Raw genomic sequence first — 21,164 nt, 5'->3', positions numbered from 1 at the left:
GAAGCCTGTATCAGGATGGGACAGGCATGAAACCCGTCCCATCCCGATCACATTTTACCCATGCGCGCCAAATTCATTGGCGATGGCCGTGCCGATGCGCAGGGCAAGGCCATAGGCGCGCTCGATCGGTTCGATATAATCGCGGCGGATGACGCCATAGCCATGGGCGGCATCGTCGGGATAATCGGCCGGTTCCTCGACCCGGAAATCATCGAGGCTGGGGAAGCTGGTGGGGAAGGCGCGGCGAAGCTGGGCCAGCGCTTCGTCGATGCGCAGGGTGAACACCATTTCCAGCACGTCTTCACGCGCGATGTCATTGGCGCGGCTGAATTGCGGCACCATGACCACGCGCAGGAACATATGCTGGAACAACGCCAGACGCAGCGCTTGCAGCACGCCGATCATCCGGCGCGTATGCTCGCGGTCGGGCAGGGGGGCCTCGTCCGGGATCAGCGCCAGCAGGCGGTGGAGCTTGAGCGCATCAACCCGCAAGCGCGTCGAGAGGCGGCGGAACACGCCCGCCCGGTCATCGCCCGTCAGATATTCGGCCAGCGCAAGGCAGCCGTCCTCGATATGCTCTTCATGCCCGCGATAGGGGCGGCTGGCCCAATAGGCGCTGTTGAACAGTTCGCCAAAGGCCGTCATCGTCTTGATGCTGGCCAGCGCATTGGCGGCGCGCACCAGACGCACGATCTGGCGCCCGCGCTCCGACGAGCGCAGCAGATTGGCCAGTTCCTCGTAATTGCCCTCGGCCGCGCTGCCTGCCCCGGCGATGATGTTCACCGGATAGCCAAGCTGTTGCAGCACCGCATTATGCGGGATCGCGCGGATCTGGCGCAGCGACATCGTGCGGTCGGAGGACACATCGCTCTGGCGGCGGCTCTTGCGGCTGCCGGTATCGTTCAGCAGGCCAAGGCCAAAGGCGGTCAGCGCGCGGCTGTAGGTGCCGCTCGACAGGTGCTGTTGCTGAACCCGGCGGATCGCGCGGTAGAAGTCGAGGGACAGGTCGGTGCGGCGATAGAACGGGTCGGTCGGCGCATAGGGGTCGGTTTCGGCAGGCGCCAGTTCGATGAAGCGCGTGAGCGTGGCCAGCGCCAGTTCGTCGCTGCCGAAGAAGAGATAGCCGTCGCCGCCCTGAAACGACACTTCCGGTTCGAGCCGGATGCCTGCGCGCACGAAACGCCGCCGCGCCCATGGCGACAAGGGCCATGCCAGACGGTCCGCCATCGAGGCAGGATGCGCGCCGCGCCCCATGCTCTCGCCATGGGTGTTGAAGATCAGCGCGGAGACGTCCGAAAGCTGGTTGGCGGTCATCGCCTCGGCAAGGCGGCCCTGCAGGCGCTCGATGGCCAGCGCTGCGGGGATCTGGCCCACAAAACGCCCGGCATCGGAAAAGCCGGTCTGGATCGACACTCGCCCGCGACCGCGCGCATAGGCCCGATAGGCAGGCTCAGCCAGCAGCGCATCGAGGAAGCGCCCGCCATGCTCGAGCGCGGTTTCCGTTTCGAACAGGGGGGACACGTCCACCTTGTCCTCGATCCCGAACAGCTTGGCGAAATAGAGCGCGGCCAGCATCGTGGTGGGCTGTTCGCATTCGGCCACCAGCATGCGGATCGGCGTGTCGGCGTCCACATGGTGCAGGATCTGCGCCATGGTCAGGAACAGGCGGATGGCAGTGCTGTTTTCAATCGCCAGCGCGGCGAAATTGGTGCGCAGAACCTGCGCCGTGGCCAACAGCTCGCGCATTTTGACCAAGGCGGCCTGGCTGGCCAGATCGAGGCGGCCATCGGGATCGATGCGGCGGCGGATCGCGTTTTGCAACTGGCTGCTGTTGACGCGGAAATGCACCCAGCCCATGCCCAGCCCATCGGCCTGCATCGCGGCCACGGTGGTCAGCAGCACCTCGGCCACATCATCGGATGCGGTGGCGGCCAGCGCTTCCAGCTCGGCAATGATGCCCGACAGGCTGGTCAGCTTGGCCGGATGATCGGCGGTCATTGTATTGGCCACCTGCGAGAGCATGGCCGGATCGGTCATGTCGCGGGCAAAGAGCGCGGCCATTTCCTCGGCGCGCTCGGCCCCGGCCAGCAGGCGGGTGGCGATATCGGGCGCGGCATCGGCCAGATCGGCGGCATAGGCCGACAGGCGCTGGGCCTTTTCCATCAGGCGATAGCGGATGCAGGTGTTCCAGCCGATATCGGTCCGGCCATCCATGTCATAGCCCACCCAAGAGGCAAAGCGGATCGGCATCGGGCGCAGCGCGCGCCATTGCTGGGGCCAGCGGGTGCGGGCGGTGTTGAACAGCGTCTGGGTGATCTTGGCCCGCGCGGTGTGCCCGCGCGCGATGGCGGCCAGCGCGGCGTCATGTTCGGTGTCCAGCGTGATCGTGTCGCGCGCCGCGGTGGCCGCGCAGGTGGCTGGGCCGAAATCGCCTTCGCTGGCGGCATGGGCCACGGTGGCGGTCTGGGCCTTGTTCAGCAGGAAGGTGGGGTGAGCGGTGAACACGATATGGGCTGCCGGGCGGCCCCAGCGCGTGGCAAAGCTGGCAAAATCGCCCGCCTCGGCATGGCCCTTCACGCGGGCGATATTGGCCTCCGGCTCGACCGGTTCGAGCAGGCGATGCAGCCGCCGCGCCCGTGCCTGAAGCCCTTCGCATTCCAGCTCGGCCACCATCGCCTCAACCTTGTCGAGGCCAAGCTCGCCGCTTTCAATCTGGCGCGAGAGTTCGAGGGAGAGCTGAAACACCGGGTTGAACAGCGGGGTTTCTTCGGTCGTCGCGTGCAAATCCTGCAAACGCTGCGAAAGGGCGGCAATCTGGCTCATCTTTATGGACACTCCCGTCGGGCGCTATGGCCCATGTGCTGGCGGCCTGCTTTGCCTCTCCTGCCCTTATGGTCTTGCCTCTGACTATGGCCATGAACGCCGGGCAGGGGAAGGGGGACTGCAAAGCCGCAGACGAATTTGGTTAGGCAAATGGAAGAAGGGAAATGTCTGCCCGCGCCGATGGCTTGCGCGGGCAGGGTATCAGTTTCAGGCTTTAAGAGCCGCCGCCGCGCCGGCAGCCGCCGTAATGGCCGCCGCATCGGTGCCCTTGCCCACCATCCAGCTGCCGCCAACGCAGAGCACCTGCGGCAGGGCCAGATAGTTGGGAGCCGTGGACAGCGTGATGCCGCCGGTGGGGCAGAAGCGGGCCGAGCCGAACGGGCCTGCAATGGCCTTGAGGGCGCTGACGCCGCCGCTGGCTTCGGCGGGGAAGAATTTAAAGCGGTTAAGCCCCAGATCCATGCCCAGCATGATGTCGGCAGCGTTGGCCGTGCCCGGCAGGAAGGGAATATCGGCCTTGACCGCGGCTTCGCCCAGACGCGGGGTCAGGCCCGGCGAGACGATGAATTCGCTGCCAGCGTCAATCGCGCGGGCCAGATCGTCGGGGTTGAGCACCGTGCCTGCGCCGACAATCGCGCCGGGAACCTGCTTCATCACCTTGATCGCGTCCAATGCGCATTCGGTGCGCAGCGTGACTTCAAGCACCTTGAGGCCACCGGCCACCAGCGCTTCGGCCAGCGGCAGCGCGTCTTCAAGACGGTCGATCACCAGCACCGGGATCACCGGGGCGGTGCGCATGATGGCGTCGATCCGGGCGGAGGCGGGGGTAGGGGTGCTCATCATGCATGTTCCTTCTGAAACGCGGCGGCGGCGCCAAGCAGGCCCGGCTGCGGGTGTGTAATCAGCTTGACCGGCAGGCTGGCCATCAGGCTTTCAAAACGGCCCTTGGCGCGGAAACGCTCGGCAAAGCCGGAGGAAAGGATCGTGTCCTTGATCCGCAGGCCAAGCCCGCCCGCGATGACCACGGCCGATCCGCCCTGCGCCAGCGCCAGATCGCCCGCCGCCGAACCCAGCGAGAGGCAGAAGCGGTCGATGGCCGCCGCCATCAGCGTGTCCTCGCCCGCGGTGCCCCTGGTCCAGATCGTGCGGTCGTCGGTATGCAGCACGGGGCGCTGCTCCAGCGCGGCCAGCGTTTCGTAAATATCGACAATCGCGGGGCCCGCCACCACGCGCTCCACCGAAACACGGCGGTGGCGCTGGCGCAGACGGGCCAGAATCGCATCCTCCACCGCGTCGAGCGGGGCGAAATCGAGATGGCCGCCTTCGGTTGCCTGAACATGATAGAAGCCGTTGCCGTCGCGCCACACATGCGCCACGCCAAGGCCCGTGCCGGGGCCCACGATGGTAATCGTGCCGCTGGCGGGCAGAGGCGTGTCCGGCCCGGTCAGGTGCTGGAAATGCTCCTTGCTCGCGCGGGCCACGGCATGACCCACCGCGCCAAAGTCATTGACGATGGTGACTTTGTCCACGCCCAAACGCTCGGGCAACTGATCGGGCAGGATCACCCAAGGGTTGTTGGTAAAGCGGATCAGTTCGCCGCCCACCGGCCCGGCCACGGCCAGCGCCAGCGCGCGCGGCAGGGGGCGGCCGGAAATTTCCGCGAAATGCTCCCATGCCGTTTCAAAGCTGGCATGTTCATTGGTTTTCAGCGTGGCCGGTTCGCCCAGCGTGATCGCCCCATCATCGCCGATCGTGGCAATGGTAAAGCGCGCGTGAGTGCCGCCAATATCTACCGTAACGAGTTCCATGAATCCCCTCCGTCGTCAGGCCTTTAGCGTCAAAGACCTGCCAGCGCCAGCATGGCTGAGCCGCCGCGTTCGGCGCCATCGGCCCCGGCGCGGAACATGGCGAACAATTCGCGGCCCACGCCCATCGCGCCGACCGGCGGCGTTGCGGCGGTGCGGGTCGACAGGTCGGCCTTCACCTCCAGCGTGCCCGTTTCGGCGCAGACGCGGATGATGTCGCCATTTTCCACCAGCGCCAGCGCGCCGCCCGCAAGGGCTTCGGGCGTGACGTGGATGGCGGCGGGCACCTTGCCGGACGCGCCCGACATGCGGCCATCGGTGACCAGAGCCACCTTGAAGCCCTTGTCCTGAAGCACGCCGAGCGGCGGGGTCAGCTTGTGCAGTTCGGGCATGCCATTGGCGCGCGGCCCCTGGAAACGCACGACCACCACGCAGTCGCGTTCCAACTCGCCCGCCTTGAAGGCGGCTTGCACTTCTTCCTGACTGTTGAACACCAGCGCGGGGGCCTCGATGGTCCAGCGTTCCTTTTCCACCGAGGAGGACTTGAAGGTCGCGCGGCCCAGATTGCCCTGCACCAGACGCATACCGCCATCGGGCTGGAACGGCTGTGCCACGGTCGAGAGCATCGCCGGATCATGGCTGACTTCGGGCGCGGGGCGGAAGGCCAGAGCATCGCCGTCGAGATAGGGTTCTGTCGCATAGGCGGCGAAACCGCCCTCGGCCACGGTCAGGATGTCGCCATGGCAAAGCCCAGCGCCCAGCAGTTCGCGGATGATATAGCCCATGCCGCCCGCCGCGTGGAAATGGTTCACATCGCCCGACCCATTGGGATAGACGCGCGCGATCAGCGGCACGACTGAGGACAATTCATCCAGATCCGCCCAGTCGATCTGCACGCCCGCCGCCCGCGCCATCGCGGGCAGGTGGATCGCGTGATTGGTGCTGCCTCCGGTGGCCAGCAGGCCGATGCAGGCGTTTAGGATCGCCTTTTCATCAACCACTTCGCCCATCGGGCGCGGATCGGCGCCCTTGCGGCTGATCTGCGTCAGACGGTGGACGGCGGCGCGGGTCAACTGGCTGCGCAGCGGCGTGTTGGGCGGCACAAAGCTGGAGCCGGGCAGTTGCAGGCCCATCATTTCCATCATCATCTGATTGGAATTGGCCGTGCCATAGAAAGTGCAGGTGCCCGGCGAGTGGTACGAACCCATCTCGCTCTTGAGCAGTTCCTCGCGGCCCACCTTGCCCTCGGCATAGAGCTGGCGGGTTTTCTGCTTTTCCTTGTTGGCAATGCCGCTGGGCATCGGGCCGCTGGGGATGAAGATCGAGGGCAGATGGCCAAAGCGCAGCGCGCCGATCACCAGACCCGGCACGATCTTGTCGCAGATGCCCAGCAGCGCGGTGCTGTCAAACACGGCGTGCGAGAGCGAAACGGCGGTGGAAAGCGCAATCGTATCGCGCGAAAAGAGCGACAGCTCCATCCCGTCCATGCCCTGCGTCACGCCGTCGCACATGGCCGGAACGCCGCCTGCAACCTGCGCCGTGGCGCCCACTTCGCGGGCATAGATCTTCATCGCATCGGGAAAACGCGCATAGGGCTGATGCGCGGAGAGCATGTCATTATACGCCGTGACGATGCCGATGTTCTGGCCACGGGTGAAGGCCAGCGTCTTCTGGTCCTCCACCGCGCCGGCATAGGCATGGGCAAGGTTGGAACAGCCATAGGCCGAACGGTCCCCATGGCGATCGGTTTCGCGCGCCATCAGGTCGAGATAGGCGGTGCGGGTCGCCTTGGAGCGCTCGATCACGCGCTGCGTCACGCGGGCGATAGTGGGGTGCAGTTCGGCCATCAGCTATATCCTATCGTTATTCGTGCCCGATTATTCGTGCCACGCCACGCCATCCTTGGCGGCAAGGGCGATGGCGGCGGTCGGCCCCCAGCTTCCCGCGCCATAGGGATTGGGCGTGATGCCATTGTCGGTCCACACCTTGCGCACGCCGTCGATCCAGGCCCATTGCGCCTCAACCTCGTCGCGGCGGACGAACAGCGTCTGGTCGCCCTCGATCAGGTCGAGCAGCAGGCGCTCATAGGCAATGCGCTTGGTCGGGCCTGCGAAGGCGTCTTCCATGCTGATGTCGAGCGGCACCTCGCGCAGGCGAAGCCCGCCGCGATCCAGACCCGGCACCTTGGCATTGGTGGTGAAGGTGATGTTTTCTTCCGGCTGGATGCCGATGACCAGCCGGTTGGGCTGGGCAATCGCGCCGCGCTGGGCAAACATCGAATGGGGCACCGGGCGGAACTGCACGACGATTTCGGTGGTCCGCTTGGGCAGACGCTTGCCGGTGCGCAGATAGAAGGGCACGCCCTTCCAGCGCCAGTTGTCGATATGCGCCTTGATCGCCACGAAAGTCTCGGTGGCCGAAGGCTTGCCCAATTCGTCGGCATAGCCCGGCACCGAGGCGCCGTCGATCGCGCCCGCGCGGTACTGGCCGGTCACGGTGTCGCCTGCGGCAACGGTGCGCAAGCTACGCAGAACCTTGGTCTTTTCGCCACGGATCGCGGCCGGATCGAACCGGCTGGGCGGCTCCATCGCGACAAGGGCGAGCAGTTGCAGCATATGGTTCTGCACCATATCGCGCAGCGCGCCCGCGCCGTCGTAAAAGCCCACGCGCCCTTCAAGGCCCACGGTTTCGGCCACGGTGATCTGGACATGCTCGATATAATGCGCGTTCCAGATCGGCTCGAACAGGATATTGGCAAAGCGCAGCGCCATCAGGTTCTGGACGGTTTCCTTGCCCAGATAGTGGTCGATGCGGAAAATGCGGTCTTCGGGAAAGGCCGAGGCCACCGCGTCATTGATATGGCGGCTGGTGTCCAGATCGGTGCCCAGCGGCTTTTCAAGGCCGATGCGGCTGGTCTCGTCGGCAAGGCCGCTGGCCTGAAGGCCCGCGATGGTGGGTTCGAACAGGCTGGGCGCGGTGGACAGGAAGATCGCCAGACCATCCTGACGCGGGCCGACCTTGGCGGCCAGATCGGCAAATTGCGCGGTCTGATTCGCGTCGAGCGCCTGATAGGTCAGTCGCTGAAGAAAGCCGGGAATCGCGCTCTTGCGATAATCGGGCAGGAATTTGTTCAAGGCGTCGGCCGCGAAATTGCGGAAGCCATCGTCATCAAGCTCGGACCGCGCCGTGCCGATGATGTTGAGCTTTTCCGGCACCAGAGCGTCGGCATGGAGCGCGCACAGCGAGGGCAGCAGCATACGCTGCGAAAGATCGCCGGTGGCGCCAAACAGCAGCAGCTTGTCGGCGGTAAAGCTCATCGATGGAGTCCCCTCGGGTGTCACGACTGTCACGGCATTCTCCTTGGGTTGGAGTGCTTCCGCGCCATGGTTCATCGGGCCGCCTTGGTGGTGGCCCATTGCCCGGATGATCTAGCGCCATGATGGGGTTTGCGCCAGTTCATCGCCCGGGAATGGCGCGGAAATCCTAGGGTTTGAATACGAATTTGCGGTATGAATAGGTTTTCGCCATCCGCCGTGCAAGGGCGCGGGGCGGCTCATCCCCGCCTGTTATCGCCGCATCTCACCCTTTGCGCCGGATGGGAATCGGGATGTTGCAGATGTCGGCACTGCCGGGGGCATAGATGATGAAATCGTCATGCCGGTTGACCCGCGCGTTCACATAATCGCGAAACGAGGCGCTGGCGCTGGAGAGATATTCTAAATGCGGCTGATCGGCAGGGGGCAGCTCATTGCCCAGCCGGATCGAGAGGATCGGCGTGTTCTTGGCCTTGTCATTATACATGCCGTTGCCCGGCGCGCGGGGCAGGGAGGAGAGATGCTCGATCCCCTCGATCACCCGGCCCACCACGGCAATGTTGCGGTCAAGCTGGCGCGGCGGCGTGCCGATGACGGCATAGAGTTCGGCCCCCATGCCGGTGTCGGGCGCATTGTTGCGCCCCACCCCCACCGAGCCATAGCAATGGGTGGGCCACACATGGCTGTCGTCAAAAGCCATGTGGAAGCCCATGTCGATGCCCGTGTGCGGCGCATAGGCATCGCGGCCCGGATTGATATATTCGGGCGCAGCAAAGGCGCGCAGCAGATAGTCGCTTTGCGGCACCTTGGCCAAGCCGGACGGCAGGGGTTTGGCTTGGGGCGTATCCTCGTCGGGATCGCCAAATTGCGCGACCCAATTGTCCTGAACCCGATAGACCGCGCCATTGTCCCACCAATGCGCGGCGGCCAGCTTGCGCATATTGCCGATCCAGCCCTGACTGATGGGCGCGGGCAATAGCTGGATGATCACCTGTCGCGGCTTGCCGCTGCTATCCGGGGCGAGCGTCATCACCAGCAGGTCCGCCGGGTCGATCTCGCGCCAGTCGCCCGCCGGGGCCGCCTTGATGATCTCGGCGCTGGGCCGGGTTTTGGGCTTTTCCGGCTGGGCCGCCATGGCCATCTGCGTGACAGAAAGGGCAAAGGCGGCGGACAGAACAATCTTTTTGCGCATCAAGGCAATCTGCCTGCGCGCCCTCTCTTGCGCAAGCCGCGTTTCATCGCTAGGGGCCTGCCTTCCAGTGCATGCGGAGCGGTGGCCGAGTGGTCGAAGGCGCTCGCCTGGAAAGTGAGTATACGCCAAAAGCGTATCCAGGGTTCGAATCCCTGCCGCTCCGCCATTGCCCTTTCCGACCACGATCCCCTGATCTCTCCACGGATTTGCCCCGCGCTTTGGCCGTGCGATGCCGCGTCGTCGAGCTTTAGCCTGACAGGTTGAGCGGGCCGGGGCCGCCGCCCGCCGGGTCGGAAAAGGATGCCTTGCCCGTCTCGATATGGCCCGCCATTCGCCAGACCTGATCGCCTGCCTCGATCCGCCGGTCATACCAGCCATGGCTGGCCGACAGGTCCAGCGCGATGCTGCGCGCTTCATGCGGGGCAAGGGTGAGCGTTAAAGGGGCCGCGCCATAGGCGGCATCGCGGATCGTGATTGAGAGCGGGGCCGAGGTCTGATTACGGATCAGCAATTGCGCGGCATCGCTCAGACTGGCGGTGAAGCGGTCGGCGGGGCCGGTCAGGCGGCGGTGAAATCCATTGGGCCCGATCACGAAGAGATCGGCCTGCGTACCACCCAGATCATGGGCCAGTTCGCGCCCCGCCCCCACCGTATAGCGCGCCGGGGGCAGGTCGGGCCTTGCCACATCATAGACATGGAACACCGCCGCCCGCGCCGCCGAGCGATTGGCAAAGACCAGCCGTCCCCCCGTCAGCGCCGCATCGAGACGGTAGGGCGTTGCCCGCCGGGGGCGCAGGCCGGTTTCCTGCACCGGGGCGGTCCATTGCGCGGGCAGCGGCGGGGCCACCTCGACCAGCCCCGCCGCGCGCCGCGACAGATCGGCGGTGGCGGGCATGGCGGCCATGAAAGCCTGTGTGTCGGGCGCGGCAAAATCAAAGCACGAGGTCAGATCCCCGCAAACCGCGCGCCGCCATGCGCTGATATTGGGCTCGGCCACGCCAAAGCGCGCCTCCAGGAAACGCAGGATGCTGGTGTGATCGAACACTTCGGAGGCGACATGGCCGCCCTTGCTCCATGGCGAGATCACGTACATCGGCACACGCATGCCCAGCCCATAGGGCCGGTCGAGATAGGCCGCATCCCCGGCATTATGCGAGACGCGGTGATATTCGTCCTCGGCCGCGATGGTGGTGGCTCCGATCATCCGGCCGTCGACGCGTGCGGGCGGCGCGGGGGGCGGCATATGGTCGAACAGGCCGTCATTCTCGTCGAAATTGACCAGCAGCACCGTGCGCGCCCAGACCGCAGGATCGGCGGTCAGCGCATCGAGCACGCGGGCGGTGTAATCGGCGCCCTGCAGGGGCGTGGAGGCGCCCGGATGCTCCGATTGCGCGGCGGGCGCGACGATCCACGAAACCGGGGGCAGGCGGCCCCCCACGACATCGCCCCGCAGATCATCGAGCGAGCGCGTGGCCAGTGTCCGCCGGGCCAGCAGCGCCGTCTCACGCGACAGGCCGGAACGGGCCGCGCGATAGGCGGCAAAACCCACCAGCGGGTTGTCCGAGAAATTGTCGGCCATGTCCTGATAGATCTGGAAACCGATGCCCGCCGCCATCAGCCTTTCGGGATAGGTCATCCAGCGATAGCCGCCGTGATGCGCCGGATCGGCCTCCATCGTGTCATAGCCATTGTCGAGCGCAGGCCCATGGCCCCGGCCCAGCGGATCATGCGTGCCGCTCCAGATGAACAGGCGGTTGGGGTTGGTGCCGCCATGCATCGAGCAGTGATAGGCGTCGCACAGGGTAAAGGCCTCGGCCAGCGCATATTGAAACGGCAGGTCGGCGCGGGTGAAATGGGCCATGGCGTGATTGTGCTTGGCGTGGGGCCATGCGCCCATCCGGCCATTGTCCCATGCGGCCTGGCTGTCGGGAAAGATATGGGGCGTGCCCAGCGGACGATAGAGGCGGAAATCAACCCCCGTGTCCAGCCGGAACGGGGCGATCAGCGCAGGGTCGGCCTCGGCATGTTCGTTGGGTTGCAACAGCACGGAGCGATGGGGCGCCAGCGGCAGCGGCGGGGCAGGAACGGCAAAGCGGTCGCCATAGCCGCGCACCCCGCGCATCGTGCCGAAATAATGGTCGAACGAGCGGTTTTCCTGCGTCAGGATCACCACATGGGCCACATCCTGCAAGGTGCCTGTGCGGCGGTCGGCCGGGATTTCCAGCGCGCGGGCGATGGCAGGCGTGAATGCGGCCGCCGCGCCTGCGGTTTCCATCATGGCCCGGATGAAGCTGCGGCGGTCCTGCATCGCGTTTGCGCCGCTATAGGCTTCCTTTTCGGCTGGCATGACGGTCCTCTTGGCTATGGCTGATGCCGCGCAGATTGGGCGCGGGGCGGGCAATGTCCATGCGTCATTGCGCGACATTGCTGTGGGCTGGTTTTATGGCGTTTTCGCGTTGCACTAAAAAAGGGCCGGATTGCTCCGGCCCTTTTCGTTGCGGGGTGGCTGGCTCAGTTGCCTGCGCCCGGCCCGTAGGTGATTTCCACGCGGCGGTTCTGCAATTCGCGCACGCCATCGGCGGTGGGCACGCGCTGGTTGGCTTCGCCAAGGCCCTGCGTGGTGATTGAGGCGCTGCCGATGCCGTGGCTGGTCAGATAGGATTTGACCGAGTCCGCGCGGCGGGCCGACAGGCCGAGGTTATACTTGGGCGTGCCCGAACTGTCGGTATAACCGGCCACCATCACCGGCACGCTGGCGCAATTGCCGTAGGCTTGAACCGCGCTGTCCAGAATGCTGGCCGCCTCGCTGGTGAGCTCCGACTTATCCCAGTCGAAGAACACGATATAGGGCCCCTTGTTGCAGACCGGAGCGGGCGGCGGCGGCGGGGGCGGGGGCGGCGGCGGAGCCTCGGCCACGGGCGGCGGCGGGGGCGGCGGCGGTGCGGGTTCGGGCGCAGGCTCGGCGGCGCGGCCGAAATTGTAGGTCAGCGTGGCCAGCACGGCATGGCTGCGGACCTTGGCACCCTGAAACGCGCCGTCGCGGTCGGCAAAGTGCTTGGCGTCCTCGGGGCGGAAATAGCGATATTTTATGCCCAGGTCGACATTCTTGCTGAGCGGCGCGCTGATCCCTGCCAGCGCCTGCCAGGCGAAGCCTTCGTCATGGCCGCGCAGGCCGCCCACGGTGCCGTTGTCGGCCCACACATCCACTCGCGCATAGCCCGCGCCGGCGCCGGCATAGGCCTTGAACATGCCCCATTTGCCCACGCTGAACAGCGCGTTGACCATGCCGGCGGTGGTTTCGGTATGGCCGTAAAAGCCGTTGCCATTGTTGAAATAGCCATTGGGCAGCGGGGTGCCGTTGGGACGGTATTCGCTTCTCAGCGCCGTTTTGTCATAGAAACCCTCGGCCTCAAGGCGGAAATTGCCAAAGTCATAGCCGACCGCGCCGCCCGCCTGCCAGCCCAGCTTGGCTCGGTTGTTGCGCTGGAAATTGCCGCTGCCGTCACGGATGTCGATGCGCTCATGCTGCACTGCGCCGCCTTCGACCGTCACATAGGGGCCGGTTTCGGCATGGGCGGTGGTGGCAATTGTGGTGGCCAGAGCGGAGGAGGCCAACGCGGCCGCAAGAACAAGATTTCTCATGGGTTTCCTTCCTTCCATACCGCAGGCCTTTTCGTTGGCGAGTTGTGCCTGCGCGCTGAGGATGAAAGAATCGAAGCGCGGGAAGGTTGCATGCCCGCTCTGCAAATTTACGTCTTTATGCGGGCGCAGCATGGCCCCGCGTGCAACAGGCCATGGAACATCGCGCCCCGACTGCTGTTGATGGCATATCAGTCAATCAAGGAGAGTTACGATGAGCATTCTCTTATGGCTTGTCATCGGCGCGCTGGTCGGGGCGGTGGCGGGCATGATCATGGGCGAAAGCATGGGCCTGTTCGGCAATATCGTCATCGGCGTGGTCGGCGCCTTTATCGGCGGGCTGATGTTCTCGCACGGGGATATCAACAACAGCCCGCTGACCATCGGCAGCTTTTCGGTCTCGCTGGTGGGCGCCATCGTGCTGCTGGGTCTGGTCAATCTGTTTCGGCGCGGATCTTTGCGTTGAAAGCCTTGGCGCGCGCCTGATCGCGCGCGCCTACAAGGGCCAGAACAGGTCGATGGCCAGCGTCCCCGCGACAATCACCATGATCGACAAAGGCAGGCCCAGCCGCCAGTAATCGCCGAAGCGATAGCCGCCCGGCCCCATCACCAGCGTGTTGCACTGATGGCCCACAGGCGTCAGGAAATCCGATCCCGCGCCCGTGGCCACTGCCATCAGAAACGCGTCGGGATTGAGATGAAGCCCGCGCGCCACGCCGACCGCCACCGGCCCCAGCAGGAGCACCGTGGGCGCATTATGGAGAAAGGGCGAGCAGACCATCGCCGCCGCCATCATCAGCCCCAGTGCAAGGATCGGCGCCATGCCGTCAAGCAGACCGGTCATCACATGGGCGATGATTTCGGTGCCGCCGCTGTGATGCACCGCCTCGCTGATCGGCGTCAGCGCGCCCAGCAGCACCAGCACTTCGGGTTCGAGCGCGCCATAGGCCTCACGCGGGGAAAGCGCGCCCACCACCATCATCATCACCGCTGCGCCGAAGAAGGCCCCCGCCACCGGCGCCACCCCGCAGGCCACCATCACCATCGCGCATGCCAGCACGATGATCGGTAAAAACCTCTGCCGCCGGTCGCCCAGTTTCACATGGCGCTCGAACAGGGGCAGCAGGTCAAGATCGGTCAGGATGGCGGGCAGGGCCCTTTCCCCCGCGCGCAGCACCAGCACATCGCCCGCGCGCAGGGCGGTTTCGTCCAGCCTTTCGGTGATCCGCTCCTGGCTGCGGCCGATGCCCATCAGATGGACGCCGAAACGGTCATAAAGGCCGACCTCCTGTGCGGTCTGGCCCACCAGCAGCGAGTGTTCCTGCACTACCGCCTCAATGCTGCGCATTTCCTCGCCGGGTTCGGGCTTGCTCATCCGCCGCGTTTCGCGCCCATGCAGTTGCGGCACGCGGGCGAACAGGCGATCGAGCGCCTCGTCTTGCCCCTCCAGCACAAGACAACCGCCCGCCTGAAGCGCGGCGTCGGGCAGGGCGGGGCGCGCCGCCCCATCCGGCCCGATCAGCCGCCGCAGCATCACCCCCTCATCGTTGAGGCGCAGATCCGCGATGGTTACGCCGCTCTCCGCCAGTTCCGGGGTGATGCGCGCCTCGGTGGTATAACGCGTCTGGGCCGAGGCGGTATCGAGACCGGCCGCGCCCTGCCGCTTGCTGGGCAGCAGCCGCCACGCCACGCTGACCGTCAGCAGGCCCAGCGCCGTCAGCACCAGACCGACCGGCGCAAAATCGAACAGGGCAAAGGGGCGGCCCAGCTCCTGCTGGCGGATCTGGCTGACGATGATATTGGTTGATGTGCCCACCAGAGTGACCAGCCCGCCCAGCAAGGACATAAAGGCCATCGGCATCAGGAGGCTGGCGGGCGATGTGCCGGTCTTGCGCCCGATGCGCAAGGCCACCGGCATCAGGATCGCCAGCGCGCCCACATTCTTGGTCAGCATCGAGAGGATCGCGGTGGTTCCTGCCAGCACCGGCACCTGAACCTGGGCGGTGCGCAGCCGCTCCAGCCACGGCCCCACCGCCCATTCGATCACGCCGGAGCGGGCAATCGCCGCGCTGACCACCAGCGCCGAACCGACGATGATGACAACATCGCTGGTAAAGCCGGTAAAGGCCTGTTTGACAGGAACATCGCCGGTGGCCATCGCAATGACCAGCACGACCAGCGCCACCAGATCATAACGAAACCGCCCCCACACAAACATCGCAATGGCGCCCAGCAGCAGCGCAAAGGACAGGCCTTGAGCATAGGTCATGAACGCAAGGTCATATCGATGCAGACCGGAGCAGGACGGGGCGGGAATCGTGACAACACAAGCTGGTTATATCTCACTATGGCTTTGTGCATAGAGGGTGGACAGGGTGAAGGAGCCGGGCAGGCTCAGCGCAGCGAACCGCGCCGAGCCAGATTGACAATGGCCAAAAGGACCACCGCGCCCACCACCGAGACCAGAATGGTGCCCAGTGAGATCACGCCGTCGTTGATTGTGCCGCCTGCAAACAGCAGCCCGCCGATAAAGGCGCCCACAATGCCCACCACCATGTCGCCCAGAAAGCCCTGTTGCCCGTCGCGGCGCATGATCAGGCTGGCCAGCCAGCCCACGAACGCGCCCGAGAGGAGCCAGATGATGATACCCATGTCTTTCTCCTTTCCTGTAATGTTCAACTGACCGAGGAGCGCCCGGTGATCAGATGAATCACAAAGGAGGCGATGGCGAAAATCAGCAGCAGATGGATCAGCGCGCCTGCGACATGAAACACGGCAAAGCCGCCGATCCACGCAATAACCAGCACAATGGCAAGAAAAAGAAGCATCGCTTTCCTCCTTTATTTCTTTCGTGGTGATCGCCAGAGGACGATTACAGAAAAGAAATACCCAGAGCGGGCAGAGGTTCCATTGCGGAATGCGGGGTTATTTTTCGATCTGCTTGGCGATCTGCGCCATCAGGTCGACAAAATCCTGCGGCACCGGTTCTTCGGCTGCAGCATGGTAATAGGCGCGGATATCCTGGCTCCACGCGGGCGGGGGCGCCGTGGTGGATGCCTGCGGAGAAACCGAAGGGGAGGGCGCGGGGATTTCAACGACCGCCTTGGCCCCATCGGCGTTGAAGGGAGGAACTTCTTTCACGGGCTTGTCCCATTCCATTCATCGAAACATTGCATATCGACCGCGCCAATGACAGCGCCTCGACGGCTATTTGTCTACATGCGATCCGAAAAACAGCGCCTGGCTGATTGCGGCACGCACGGTTTCATCGCGAAAGGGCTTGCCGATCAGGAAAGCCGGTTCGGGGCGCTCGCCCGTCAACAGCAATTCGGGAAAGGCGGTGATGAAGATCACCGGCACATCGCCGATGCGCAGGATTGAATCCACCGCATCGGCCCCCGAGCTGCCATCGGCCAACTGCATGTCGCTCAGCACCAGGCCGGGACGCTTGGCGGCAAAGATCGTTTGAGCCTCGGCGGCGGTGGTGGCGTTGCCGATCACGCGGTGGCCTGCATCGGCCACGATATCCTCCAGATGGCTGGCGATCAGCGTCTCATCCTCGATGATCAGCACATCGACCGGCCGGTCAAGCGCCAGATCGGCAATCGCCTGCTGCACCAGATCGGCGGCCTCCTCCTCGCTCACCCCCAGAATTTCGCCGGTCTGGGCAATCGAGAAATCCTCAAGCTGGTTGAGCAGCAGCGCCTGACGGGGAAAGCTGGGCACGCGGGCGATCTGCGAGGCGGTTTCGGCGGCGAAGCTTTCGGCCCCGCGCGCGAAACCGGCGTCGCTGGTGGTCCATACTTTGGTAAAAGCGCGGAACAGGCCGACTGCACCGCTGTTGATTTCGGCCAGCAGCGCGGGGTCCTGCAGCGAGGCTTCGAGTGTGGCGCGCACGATGGCATCGCCGCTGGCCTGACGCCCGGTTACCGAGCGCGCATAGCGGCGCAGATAGGGCAGCGAGGCGGCAAGATCGCCAGGTTTGCGAAAAGAACCGGCGCGCTCAGTGATCAAAGTCATGGATGTCCTCGCAGCGAGTAGTGGCCTGCTTTTCAAACAGCTCAGCGCGCGACAGGTTCCGCTGACCGTGCAAATTGCGACAAAATTTTTACGCGGGAGCAGGATTTCTAATTATACATATGATAATAAAAGAAAATTTTATAAATTTCAGCATGCCCCCGCGATGGAACCTTCGCGTAATCGGGACGTTAGCGCTTGTGAGGACCTAAAAAGGAAATTTCGCATGACCGAGCGATCCGAAAAAGGCGGCAAGAACAGTGCCGTATCCGGTGCACCGCTGAGCGATGCCGAGTTTCACAAGGAACTGACGGCGGCCATCCCCCATTTGCGCGCCTTTGCCCGCACGCTGTGCGGCAATCGCGACCGGGCCGACGATCTGGCCCAGGAAACGCTGATGAAGGCATGGGCCGCGCGCGACCGCTATGTCGGGGGCACCAGCTTCCGGGCATGGACTTTTACCATTCTGCGCCATCACTATTTCGGACAATTGCGCCGCGAACGCTTTGTGGGCGATTATGATGAAAGCGTGGCCGAAACCATCCTGAACACGCCGGGCGATCAGGAAAGCCAGCTGGAGGCTGCGGACGTGCTGCGCGCGCTCGAAACGCTGCCCGATGCCCAGCGTGAGGTGCTTATCCTGATGGCGGTGGGTTCCGTCAGCTATGAGGAAATCGCCGAAATCTGCAGCGTGGCCGTCGGCACCGTCAAGAGCCGGATTGCGCGCGCCCGCGCGGCCCTGTCTGCGGTGCTGGAGGGCGGGGTGCTGCCCGATTTCCGCCATAACTTCGTCTTGGAGGGTGAAGTGCTGGAGGCATTCATCACGCAATTTCGGCAGATTGCGCCAGCGCATCTGACCATGCCCCGGGCGGCCTGATCCCGCCTGCCGGGGATCGCCGGTGGTATAAAGGCCACCGGCGATCCCCCGACATCAGCTCGTGGAATCGACCGCGCTTGCGGTTTCCGGCAAGGTCGAGGGCGGCAGGGATGAGGGCGCGCGGTAAATATCCACCTGCAATCCTTTCCCTTCGCTCGTAACGCTGTGCTTGGCCCCCAGTGATCGGGCCATGGCGGTTACGATCTGTGATCCCAGGCCGGTCCCTTTGGGGTTCAGGCCGTCGTTCATGCCGGACAAACCGATCCCGTCATCCTCGACGCGCAGGTGATAGCCATCCGCGCCTTCAAGGTCGAAGCGGATGCGGACCTCGCCCGATTCCTCCTTGCCATAGGCATATTTGCAGGCATTGCTGACCAGTTCATTGACCAGCACGCCCAGCGTTACCGCCATTGCTGCAGGCAGCGAGGCATCCTGAGCCATCACCTTGATCGAGCGCCGGATGTTCTCGCTGGAGAACGTGCCGGTCAGATCGCGCGCCATGCCTTCCAGATAATCGCGCATATTGACCGCGTGAAAGCTCTCGCCCGTATAGAGCTGGCGATGGATGCGGCCTATCGCCTGAATGCGGTGGCGCACATCCTGAAGCATCGCGCGCGCCTCCTGTCCGGTCGCCCGGCGCGATTGCAGGCTGACCAGCGAGGAAACCATCTGCAGGCTGTTGGCCACGCGATGGTTCATTTCATGCAGTAACGCTTCAAGTTGAACATTGGTGTCGCGCAATTGCTGTTCGACCTGCTCCTTCTGCTGGCGCAGGCGCAAGGTGGCCAGCGCCTGATGCAGCGTGCTGGTCAGCAGTTCGAAGAAATCGCCGCTGCCGGTCTTGACCACATAATCGACCGCGCCCGCCTTGAGCGCGGCCACCGCCACGCCCGTTTCGTCCGATCCGGTGACATAGATCACGCCGGGCGGCGAGGGCAGCGCCATCAGCAGTTCGAGCGTTTCCAGCCCGCCCATGCCCGGCATGAAGTGATCGAGCGCCACCAGATCGAAAGGCTCCGCCCGGGCCAGTTCGATCCCCTCCGCGCCCGAGAGCGCATAGGTCAGCTCGCAGCCCTGCCTTTCGAGGTGGCGCTTGGCCAGTCGGCACAGCCCCTCGTCATCGTCAATATAGAGGACGCGCGATTCCGAGAGAGGCATCAGCCACCGCTTTCCGGAATTTGGATGACCGAGAGGAACAGGCCAAGCTGGCGGATCGCTTCGGCAAAGCTCTCATAATTCACCGGCTTGGTGATATAGACATTGCAGCCCAGATCATAGCAGCGCTGGATCTCGACCCTGTCGTCGGTGGTGGTCAGCACGACAACGGGCGTGCGGTGCAATTCGGGCGCCTCCTTGATCCGCGCCAGAACCGCCGTGCCGCTCATATCGGGCAGGTTGAGGTCCAGCAGGATCAGCACCGGTCCCCGCCGTGCGGGATCCTGCGTCGGGTTGAACAGGAATTCCAGCGCCGCCGTGCCATTGTCGAAATGGGTGATATGGTTGGAAATCCCGGCACGACGTATATTCTTTTCGATCAGGCGCGCATGGCCCAGATCGTCCTCGATCATGATAATCGTGACAGGCAATGGATTGCTCATGAGACCTGACTCTGCTCCTCGGAATAATGCAGCGGGATCGAGAGGATGAAGGTCGATCCGACACCCAGTTCGGATTCAATCAGGATAGACCCGCCCAGACGATAAACCACCGCACGAACATGCGCCAGTCCGATGCCTTCGCCGGGCCGGTCCTGTGCGCCCGAGCGACGGAAAAGGTCGAAGACACGCTCGAAATCGCCCGGATCGATGCCGCGCCCGTTGTCGGTCACGCGAAATTCGGCATGGGTTCCGATGCGTCGGCCCGTGACCTCGATGATCGGCGGGCGGCCGGGCTGGTTATATTTGATCGCATTTTCGATCAGGTTGGACAGGATCTGTTCGATCGCCACCCGATCGCCATAGATCTCGGGCTGGTTGGGGGCGATGATGATCTGCGCCCCGGCCTGTTCGGCCCGCACCTTGAGCGTTTCAACCACATCGGCCAGCAGCCGGTTCATATCCAGCCATGCCGGCATCAGCGCGCGGCTGCCCTGTCGCGATAGTTGCAGGATGGCGTTGATCAGCCGGTCCATCTTTTGCGTGGAGGTGCGGATGAAATGGATCGCTTCGGGCAAATCCTGTTCGATCAGTTCGTCCGTGCCGGGAAACAGCGTTTCGGGGCGGGTCTTGCGCGCCTCCTCCAGCATTTCGCCCAGCCGCTTCGCCGCGATTTCCAGTTCCGAGGTAAAGCCCATCACATTGACCAGCGGCGAGCGCAGATCATGGCTGACGATATAGGCAAAGCGCTGAAGTTCGCCATTGGCGCGTTTAAGATCGGCGGTGCGCTCCTGCACGGCCAGTTCCAGCCCGGCATTGGCGTCGCGCAGCGCCTGACGCGAATTGACCAGATCGCGGGTGAAACGGCGCAGGCTGACAAAGGTGAGCAGTCCCACCACGATCAGCAACAGGCCTGCCGCCCCCAGCACGACATAGAACCCATATTGAATCCGCCGCATTTCCGCGTTGCGAAACCGTTGCAGGCGCAATTCCTCATCCTGCATCGCCTTGGTCAGCACGTCGAGCATGCCCAGCGGGTCCTCGACCCGGATCGATTCGCCAAATTCCTCTTTGGTGATCGCCCCCACATCGAGCAGCACCTGCGCCTGCAGGGCTTCGAGCAAGGGCACGCGGGCCTGTTGCCGTGGATTGTCGCTGGTCAGCGTGCGGAAACTGGCAATCGCGCTGTCCAGCCTTGTGCGATAGGTTTTCAATTCGTCGGCGCGCCGCTCAATGTCCTTTTTGCGGCGAAAACTGTCGATACGCAGCAGCGATACGCGCATGGCCGAAACCTGCCGTTCGACCTGATAGGCATGGGCCACGCCGTCCATCTGGCGCTGGTTCATCGTCATCAGGATTGCCGCCGAACCCACGATCCCGGCCAGCGCGACAAAGCCCAGAAGGATCATGCCGATCCATTTGCCGCGCAAGGCGATGGGAGCGCGCAGGTCCAGCACCATATCAGCGCACCACCTCGCGACAGTTGGCAATCGCCCCGTCGCGCGCCGAAGCGCATCCGCGCGCGCAGGCAAAGCCGGAGGTCACCTTGGCCTCCATCGTATAATCCTGCATCGCGATGCGGCATTCCTGCGCAGTTTTATAGGGGCGGGAGATGGCGCCCTCGGCATTATCGCGCAGATCGTCATAGTAATAGCCATACCAGACGTCGTCCTGTCCCCTGCTGTCGAGGCAGCCCCCCAACAGGAAACAGGCGCCAAGCAAAAAACCGGCTGCAAGCATGAAGCAAGCGCCCCTCGGCCTGACATCCATGTTCTTCCCCCGCTCCATCAGGCATGTAGACGCGCCAGATCGCAAAAGGTTTCATGCCTGCACCGCGATGATCAAAAATAATCTATCGGCGGAACCCTGCCTGCCGCGCGTCATTCCATCCCATGAAGGCCC

19 protein-coding genes and 1 tRNA gene are annotated in these 21,164 nt (G+C 64.2%); 3 read left to right on the top strand and 17 right to left on the bottom strand.

What is annotated here, in order from left to right:
* Positions 1-54: 54 nt before the first annotated feature.
* The 6 genes from GGR38_RS11820 to GGR38_RS11795 form a co-directional block, all read right to left on the bottom strand.
* Entirely contained in the window at positions 55-2,823 is a 2,769-nt protein-coding gene (locus tag GGR38_RS11820) for a phosphoenolpyruvate carboxylase (RefSeq protein WP_183625743.1), read from the bottom strand.
* A 207-nt stretch (positions 2,824-3,030) separates the two neighbouring features.
* A complete protein-coding gene (locus GGR38_RS11815) occupies positions 3,031-3,663 on the bottom strand; it encodes a bifunctional 4-hydroxy-2-oxoglutarate aldolase/2-dehydro-3-deoxy-phosphogluconate aldolase (protein WP_183625741.1) in 633 nt (210 codons plus the stop codon).
* Positions 3,663-4,631 carry a glucokinase gene (locus GGR38_RS11810; protein ID WP_183625739.1) on the bottom strand — a complete coding sequence of 323 codons (969 nt, stop codon included), beginning with the start codon at positions 4,629-4,631 and terminating at the stop codon, positions 3,663-3,665. Before GGR38_RS11810 ends, GGR38_RS11815 begins: the two co-directional genes overlap by 1 nt.
* A gap of 29 nt (positions 4,632-4,660) precedes the next feature.
* Positions 4,661-6,475, bottom strand: a complete 1,815-nt coding sequence (gene edd / locus GGR38_RS11805; RefSeq protein WP_183625737.1) for a phosphogluconate dehydratase — start codon at positions 6,473-6,475, stop codon at positions 4,661-4,663.
* Between the two features lie 30 nt (positions 6,476-6,505).
* Positions 6,506-7,945, bottom strand: a complete 1,440-nt coding sequence (gene zwf / locus GGR38_RS11800) for a glucose-6-phosphate dehydrogenase (RefSeq protein WP_183625918.1) — start codon at positions 7,943-7,945, stop codon at positions 6,506-6,508.
* A gap of 262 nt (positions 7,946-8,207) precedes the next feature.
* The gene (locus tag GGR38_RS11795; RefSeq protein WP_183625735.1) at positions 8,208-9,134 is read right to left on the bottom strand and encodes a peptidylprolyl isomerase; all 927 of its coding nucleotides are present in this window, start codon (positions 9,132-9,134) and stop codon (positions 8,208-8,210) included.
* A 75-nt stretch (positions 9,135-9,209) separates the two neighbouring features.
* Here GGR38_RS11795 and GGR38_RS11790 point away from each other — a divergent pair.
* A tRNA-Ser gene (locus GGR38_RS11790) sits at positions 9,210-9,300 on the top strand.
* Positions 9,301-9,381: 81 nt separating this feature from the next.
* Here GGR38_RS11790 and GGR38_RS11785 read toward each other — a convergent pair.
* Positions 9,382-11,481 carry a phosphocholine-specific phospholipase C gene (locus GGR38_RS11785; RefSeq protein ID WP_246404534.1) on the bottom strand — a complete coding sequence of 700 codons (2,100 nt, stop codon included), beginning with the start codon at positions 11,479-11,481 and terminating at the stop codon, positions 9,382-9,384.
* A 164-nt stretch (positions 11,482-11,645) separates the two neighbouring features.
* The gene (locus tag GGR38_RS11780) at positions 11,646-12,776 is read right to left on the bottom strand and encodes an OmpA family protein (RefSeq protein ID WP_183625733.1); all 1,131 of its coding nucleotides are present in this window, start codon (positions 12,774-12,776) and stop codon (positions 11,646-11,648) included.
* A gap of 211 nt (positions 12,777-12,987) precedes the next feature.
* Here GGR38_RS11780 and GGR38_RS11775 point away from each other — a divergent pair, with 211 nt between their 5' ends.
* Entirely contained in the window at positions 12,988-13,239 is a 252-nt protein-coding gene (locus tag GGR38_RS11775; RefSeq protein WP_172340686.1) for a GlsB/YeaQ/YmgE family stress response membrane protein, read from the top strand.
* Between the two features lie 30 nt (positions 13,240-13,269).
* On the opposite strand, the gene GGR38_RS11770 is transcribed toward GGR38_RS11775, so the two are convergent.
* The 5 genes from GGR38_RS11770 to GGR38_RS11750 form a co-directional block, all read right to left on the bottom strand.
* Entirely contained in the window at positions 13,270-15,042 is a 1,773-nt protein-coding gene (locus GGR38_RS11770; protein ID WP_183625731.1) for an SLC13 family permease, read from the bottom strand.
* A gap of 125 nt (positions 15,043-15,167) precedes the next feature.
* Complete coding sequence (locus tag GGR38_RS11765) at positions 15,168-15,425, bottom strand: GlsB/YeaQ/YmgE family stress response membrane protein (protein WP_172340684.1); 258 nt, start codon at positions 15,423-15,425, stop codon at positions 15,168-15,170.
* A 23-nt stretch (positions 15,426-15,448) separates the two neighbouring features.
* Positions 15,449-15,601 (bottom strand): lmo0937 family membrane protein, encoded by a 153-nt coding sequence (locus GGR38_RS11760; protein WP_183625729.1) that lies wholly within the window; start codon positions 15,599-15,601, stop codon positions 15,449-15,451.
* 97 nt (positions 15,602-15,698) lie between these two features.
* Positions 15,699-15,914 (bottom strand): NepR family anti-sigma factor, encoded by a 216-nt coding sequence (locus tag GGR38_RS11755; RefSeq protein WP_183625727.1) that lies wholly within the window; start codon positions 15,912-15,914, stop codon positions 15,699-15,701.
* Between the two features lie 66 nt (positions 15,915-15,980).
* A complete protein-coding gene (locus GGR38_RS11750) occupies positions 15,981-16,793 on the bottom strand; it encodes a response regulator (protein ID WP_183625725.1) in 813 nt (270 codons plus the stop codon).
* A 223-nt stretch (positions 16,794-17,016) separates the two neighbouring features.
* On the opposite strand from GGR38_RS11750, the gene GGR38_RS11745 reads away from it, so the two are divergent.
* Positions 17,017-17,667, top strand: a complete 651-nt coding sequence (locus tag GGR38_RS11745) for a sigma-70 family RNA polymerase sigma factor (protein ID WP_183625723.1) — start codon at positions 17,017-17,019, stop codon at positions 17,665-17,667.
* A gap of 54 nt (positions 17,668-17,721) precedes the next feature.
* Here the strand turns inward: GGR38_RS11745 and GGR38_RS11740 are convergent, their stop codons facing one another.
* From GGR38_RS11740 to GGR38_RS11725, 4 genes are read right to left on the bottom strand one after another with little or no spacing between them, the layout of a single operon-like run.
* A complete protein-coding gene (locus tag GGR38_RS11740; protein ID WP_183625721.1) occupies positions 17,722-18,825 on the bottom strand; it encodes a histidine kinase dimerization/phosphoacceptor domain -containing protein in 1,104 nt (367 codons plus the stop codon).
* The gene (locus tag GGR38_RS11735) at positions 18,825-19,265 is read right to left on the bottom strand and encodes a response regulator (RefSeq protein WP_183625719.1); all 441 of its coding nucleotides are present in this window, start codon (positions 19,263-19,265) and stop codon (positions 18,825-18,827) included. The genes GGR38_RS11740 and GGR38_RS11735 overlap by 1 nt, the downstream gene beginning before the upstream one ends.
* Complete coding sequence (locus GGR38_RS11730; protein WP_183625717.1) at positions 19,262-20,722, bottom strand: sensor histidine kinase; 1,461 nt, start codon at positions 20,720-20,722, stop codon at positions 19,262-19,264. The genes GGR38_RS11735 and GGR38_RS11730 overlap by 4 nt, the downstream gene beginning before the upstream one ends.
* A 1-nt stretch (position 20,723) precedes the next feature.
* Positions 20,724-21,002, bottom strand: a complete 279-nt coding sequence (locus GGR38_RS11725; protein ID WP_183625715.1) for a hypothetical protein — start codon at positions 21,000-21,002, stop codon at positions 20,724-20,726.
* Positions 21,003-21,164: the final 162 nt, after the last annotated feature.

Origin of the sequence: Novosphingobium sediminicola (genome assembly GCF_014196525.1) — a bacterium.
Lineage (GTDB): Bacteria > Pseudomonadota > Alphaproteobacteria > Sphingomonadales > Sphingomonadaceae > Novosphingobium > Novosphingobium sediminicola.
The sequence above is the reverse complement of the archived record's forward strand: the minus strand, read 5'-3'. Positions and strand labels throughout refer to the sequence as shown.

Excerpts from the sequence above, each read along its gene's own strand:
- GGR38_RS11820 (WP_183625743.1), bottom strand. The coding sequence starts at position 2,823 with ATGAGCCAGATTGCCGCCCTTTCGCAGCGTTTGCAGGATTTGCACGCG.
- GGR38_RS11815 (WP_183625741.1), bottom strand. The coding sequence starts at position 3,663 with ATGAGCACCCCTACCCCCGCCTCCGCCCGGATCGACGCCATCATGCGC.
- GGR38_RS11810 (WP_183625739.1), bottom strand. The coding sequence starts at position 4,631 with ATGGAACTCGTTACGGTAGATATTGGCGGCACTCACGCGCGCTTTACC.
- edd (WP_183625737.1), bottom strand. The coding sequence starts at position 6,475 with ATGGCCGAACTGCACCCCACTATCGCCCGCGTGACGCAGCGCGTGATC.
- zwf (WP_183625918.1), bottom strand. The coding sequence starts at position 7,945 with ATGAGCTTTACCGCCGACAAGCTGCTGCTGTTTGGCGCCACCGGCGAT.
- GGR38_RS11795 (WP_183625735.1), bottom strand. The coding sequence starts at position 9,134 with ATGCGCAAAAAGATTGTTCTGTCCGCCGCCTTTGCCCTTTCTGTCACG.
- GGR38_RS11785 (WP_246404534.1), bottom strand. The coding sequence starts at position 11,481 with ATGCCAGCCGAAAAGGAAGCCTATAGCGGCGCAAACGCGATGCAGGAC.
- GGR38_RS11780 (WP_183625733.1), bottom strand. The coding sequence starts at position 12,776 with ATGAGAAATCTTGTTCTTGCGGCCGCGTTGGCCTCCTCCGCTCTGGCC.
- GGR38_RS11775 (WP_172340686.1), top strand. The coding sequence starts at position 12,988 with ATGAGCATTCTCTTATGGCTTGTCATCGGCGCGCTGGTCGGGGCGGTG.
- GGR38_RS11770 (WP_183625731.1), bottom strand. The coding sequence starts at position 15,042 with ATGACCTATGCTCAAGGCCTGTCCTTTGCGCTGCTGCTGGGCGCCATT.
- GGR38_RS11765 (WP_172340684.1), bottom strand. The coding sequence starts at position 15,425 with ATGGGTATCATCATCTGGCTCCTCTCGGGCGCGTTCGTGGGCTGGCTG.
- GGR38_RS11760 (WP_183625729.1), bottom strand. The coding sequence starts at position 15,601 with ATGCTTCTTTTTCTTGCCATTGTGCTGGTTATTGCGTGGATCGGCGGC.
- GGR38_RS11750 (WP_183625725.1), bottom strand. The coding sequence starts at position 16,793 with ATGACTTTGATCACTGAGCGCGCCGGTTCTTTTCGCAAACCTGGCGAT.
- GGR38_RS11745 (WP_183625723.1), top strand. The coding sequence starts at position 17,017 with ATGACCGAGCGATCCGAAAAAGGCGGCAAGAACAGTGCCGTATCCGGT.
- GGR38_RS11740 (WP_183625721.1), bottom strand. The coding sequence starts at position 18,825 with ATGCCTCTCTCGGAATCGCGCGTCCTCTATATTGACGATGACGAGGGG.
- GGR38_RS11735 (WP_183625719.1), bottom strand. The coding sequence starts at position 19,265 with ATGAGCAATCCATTGCCTGTCACGATTATCATGATCGAGGACGATCTG.
- GGR38_RS11730 (WP_183625717.1), bottom strand. The coding sequence starts at position 20,722 with ATGGTGCTGGACCTGCGCGCTCCCATCGCCTTGCGCGGCAAATGGATC.
- GGR38_RS11725 (WP_183625715.1), bottom strand. The coding sequence starts at position 21,002 with ATGCTTGCAGCCGGTTTTTTGCTTGGCGCCTGTTTCCTGTTGGGGGGC.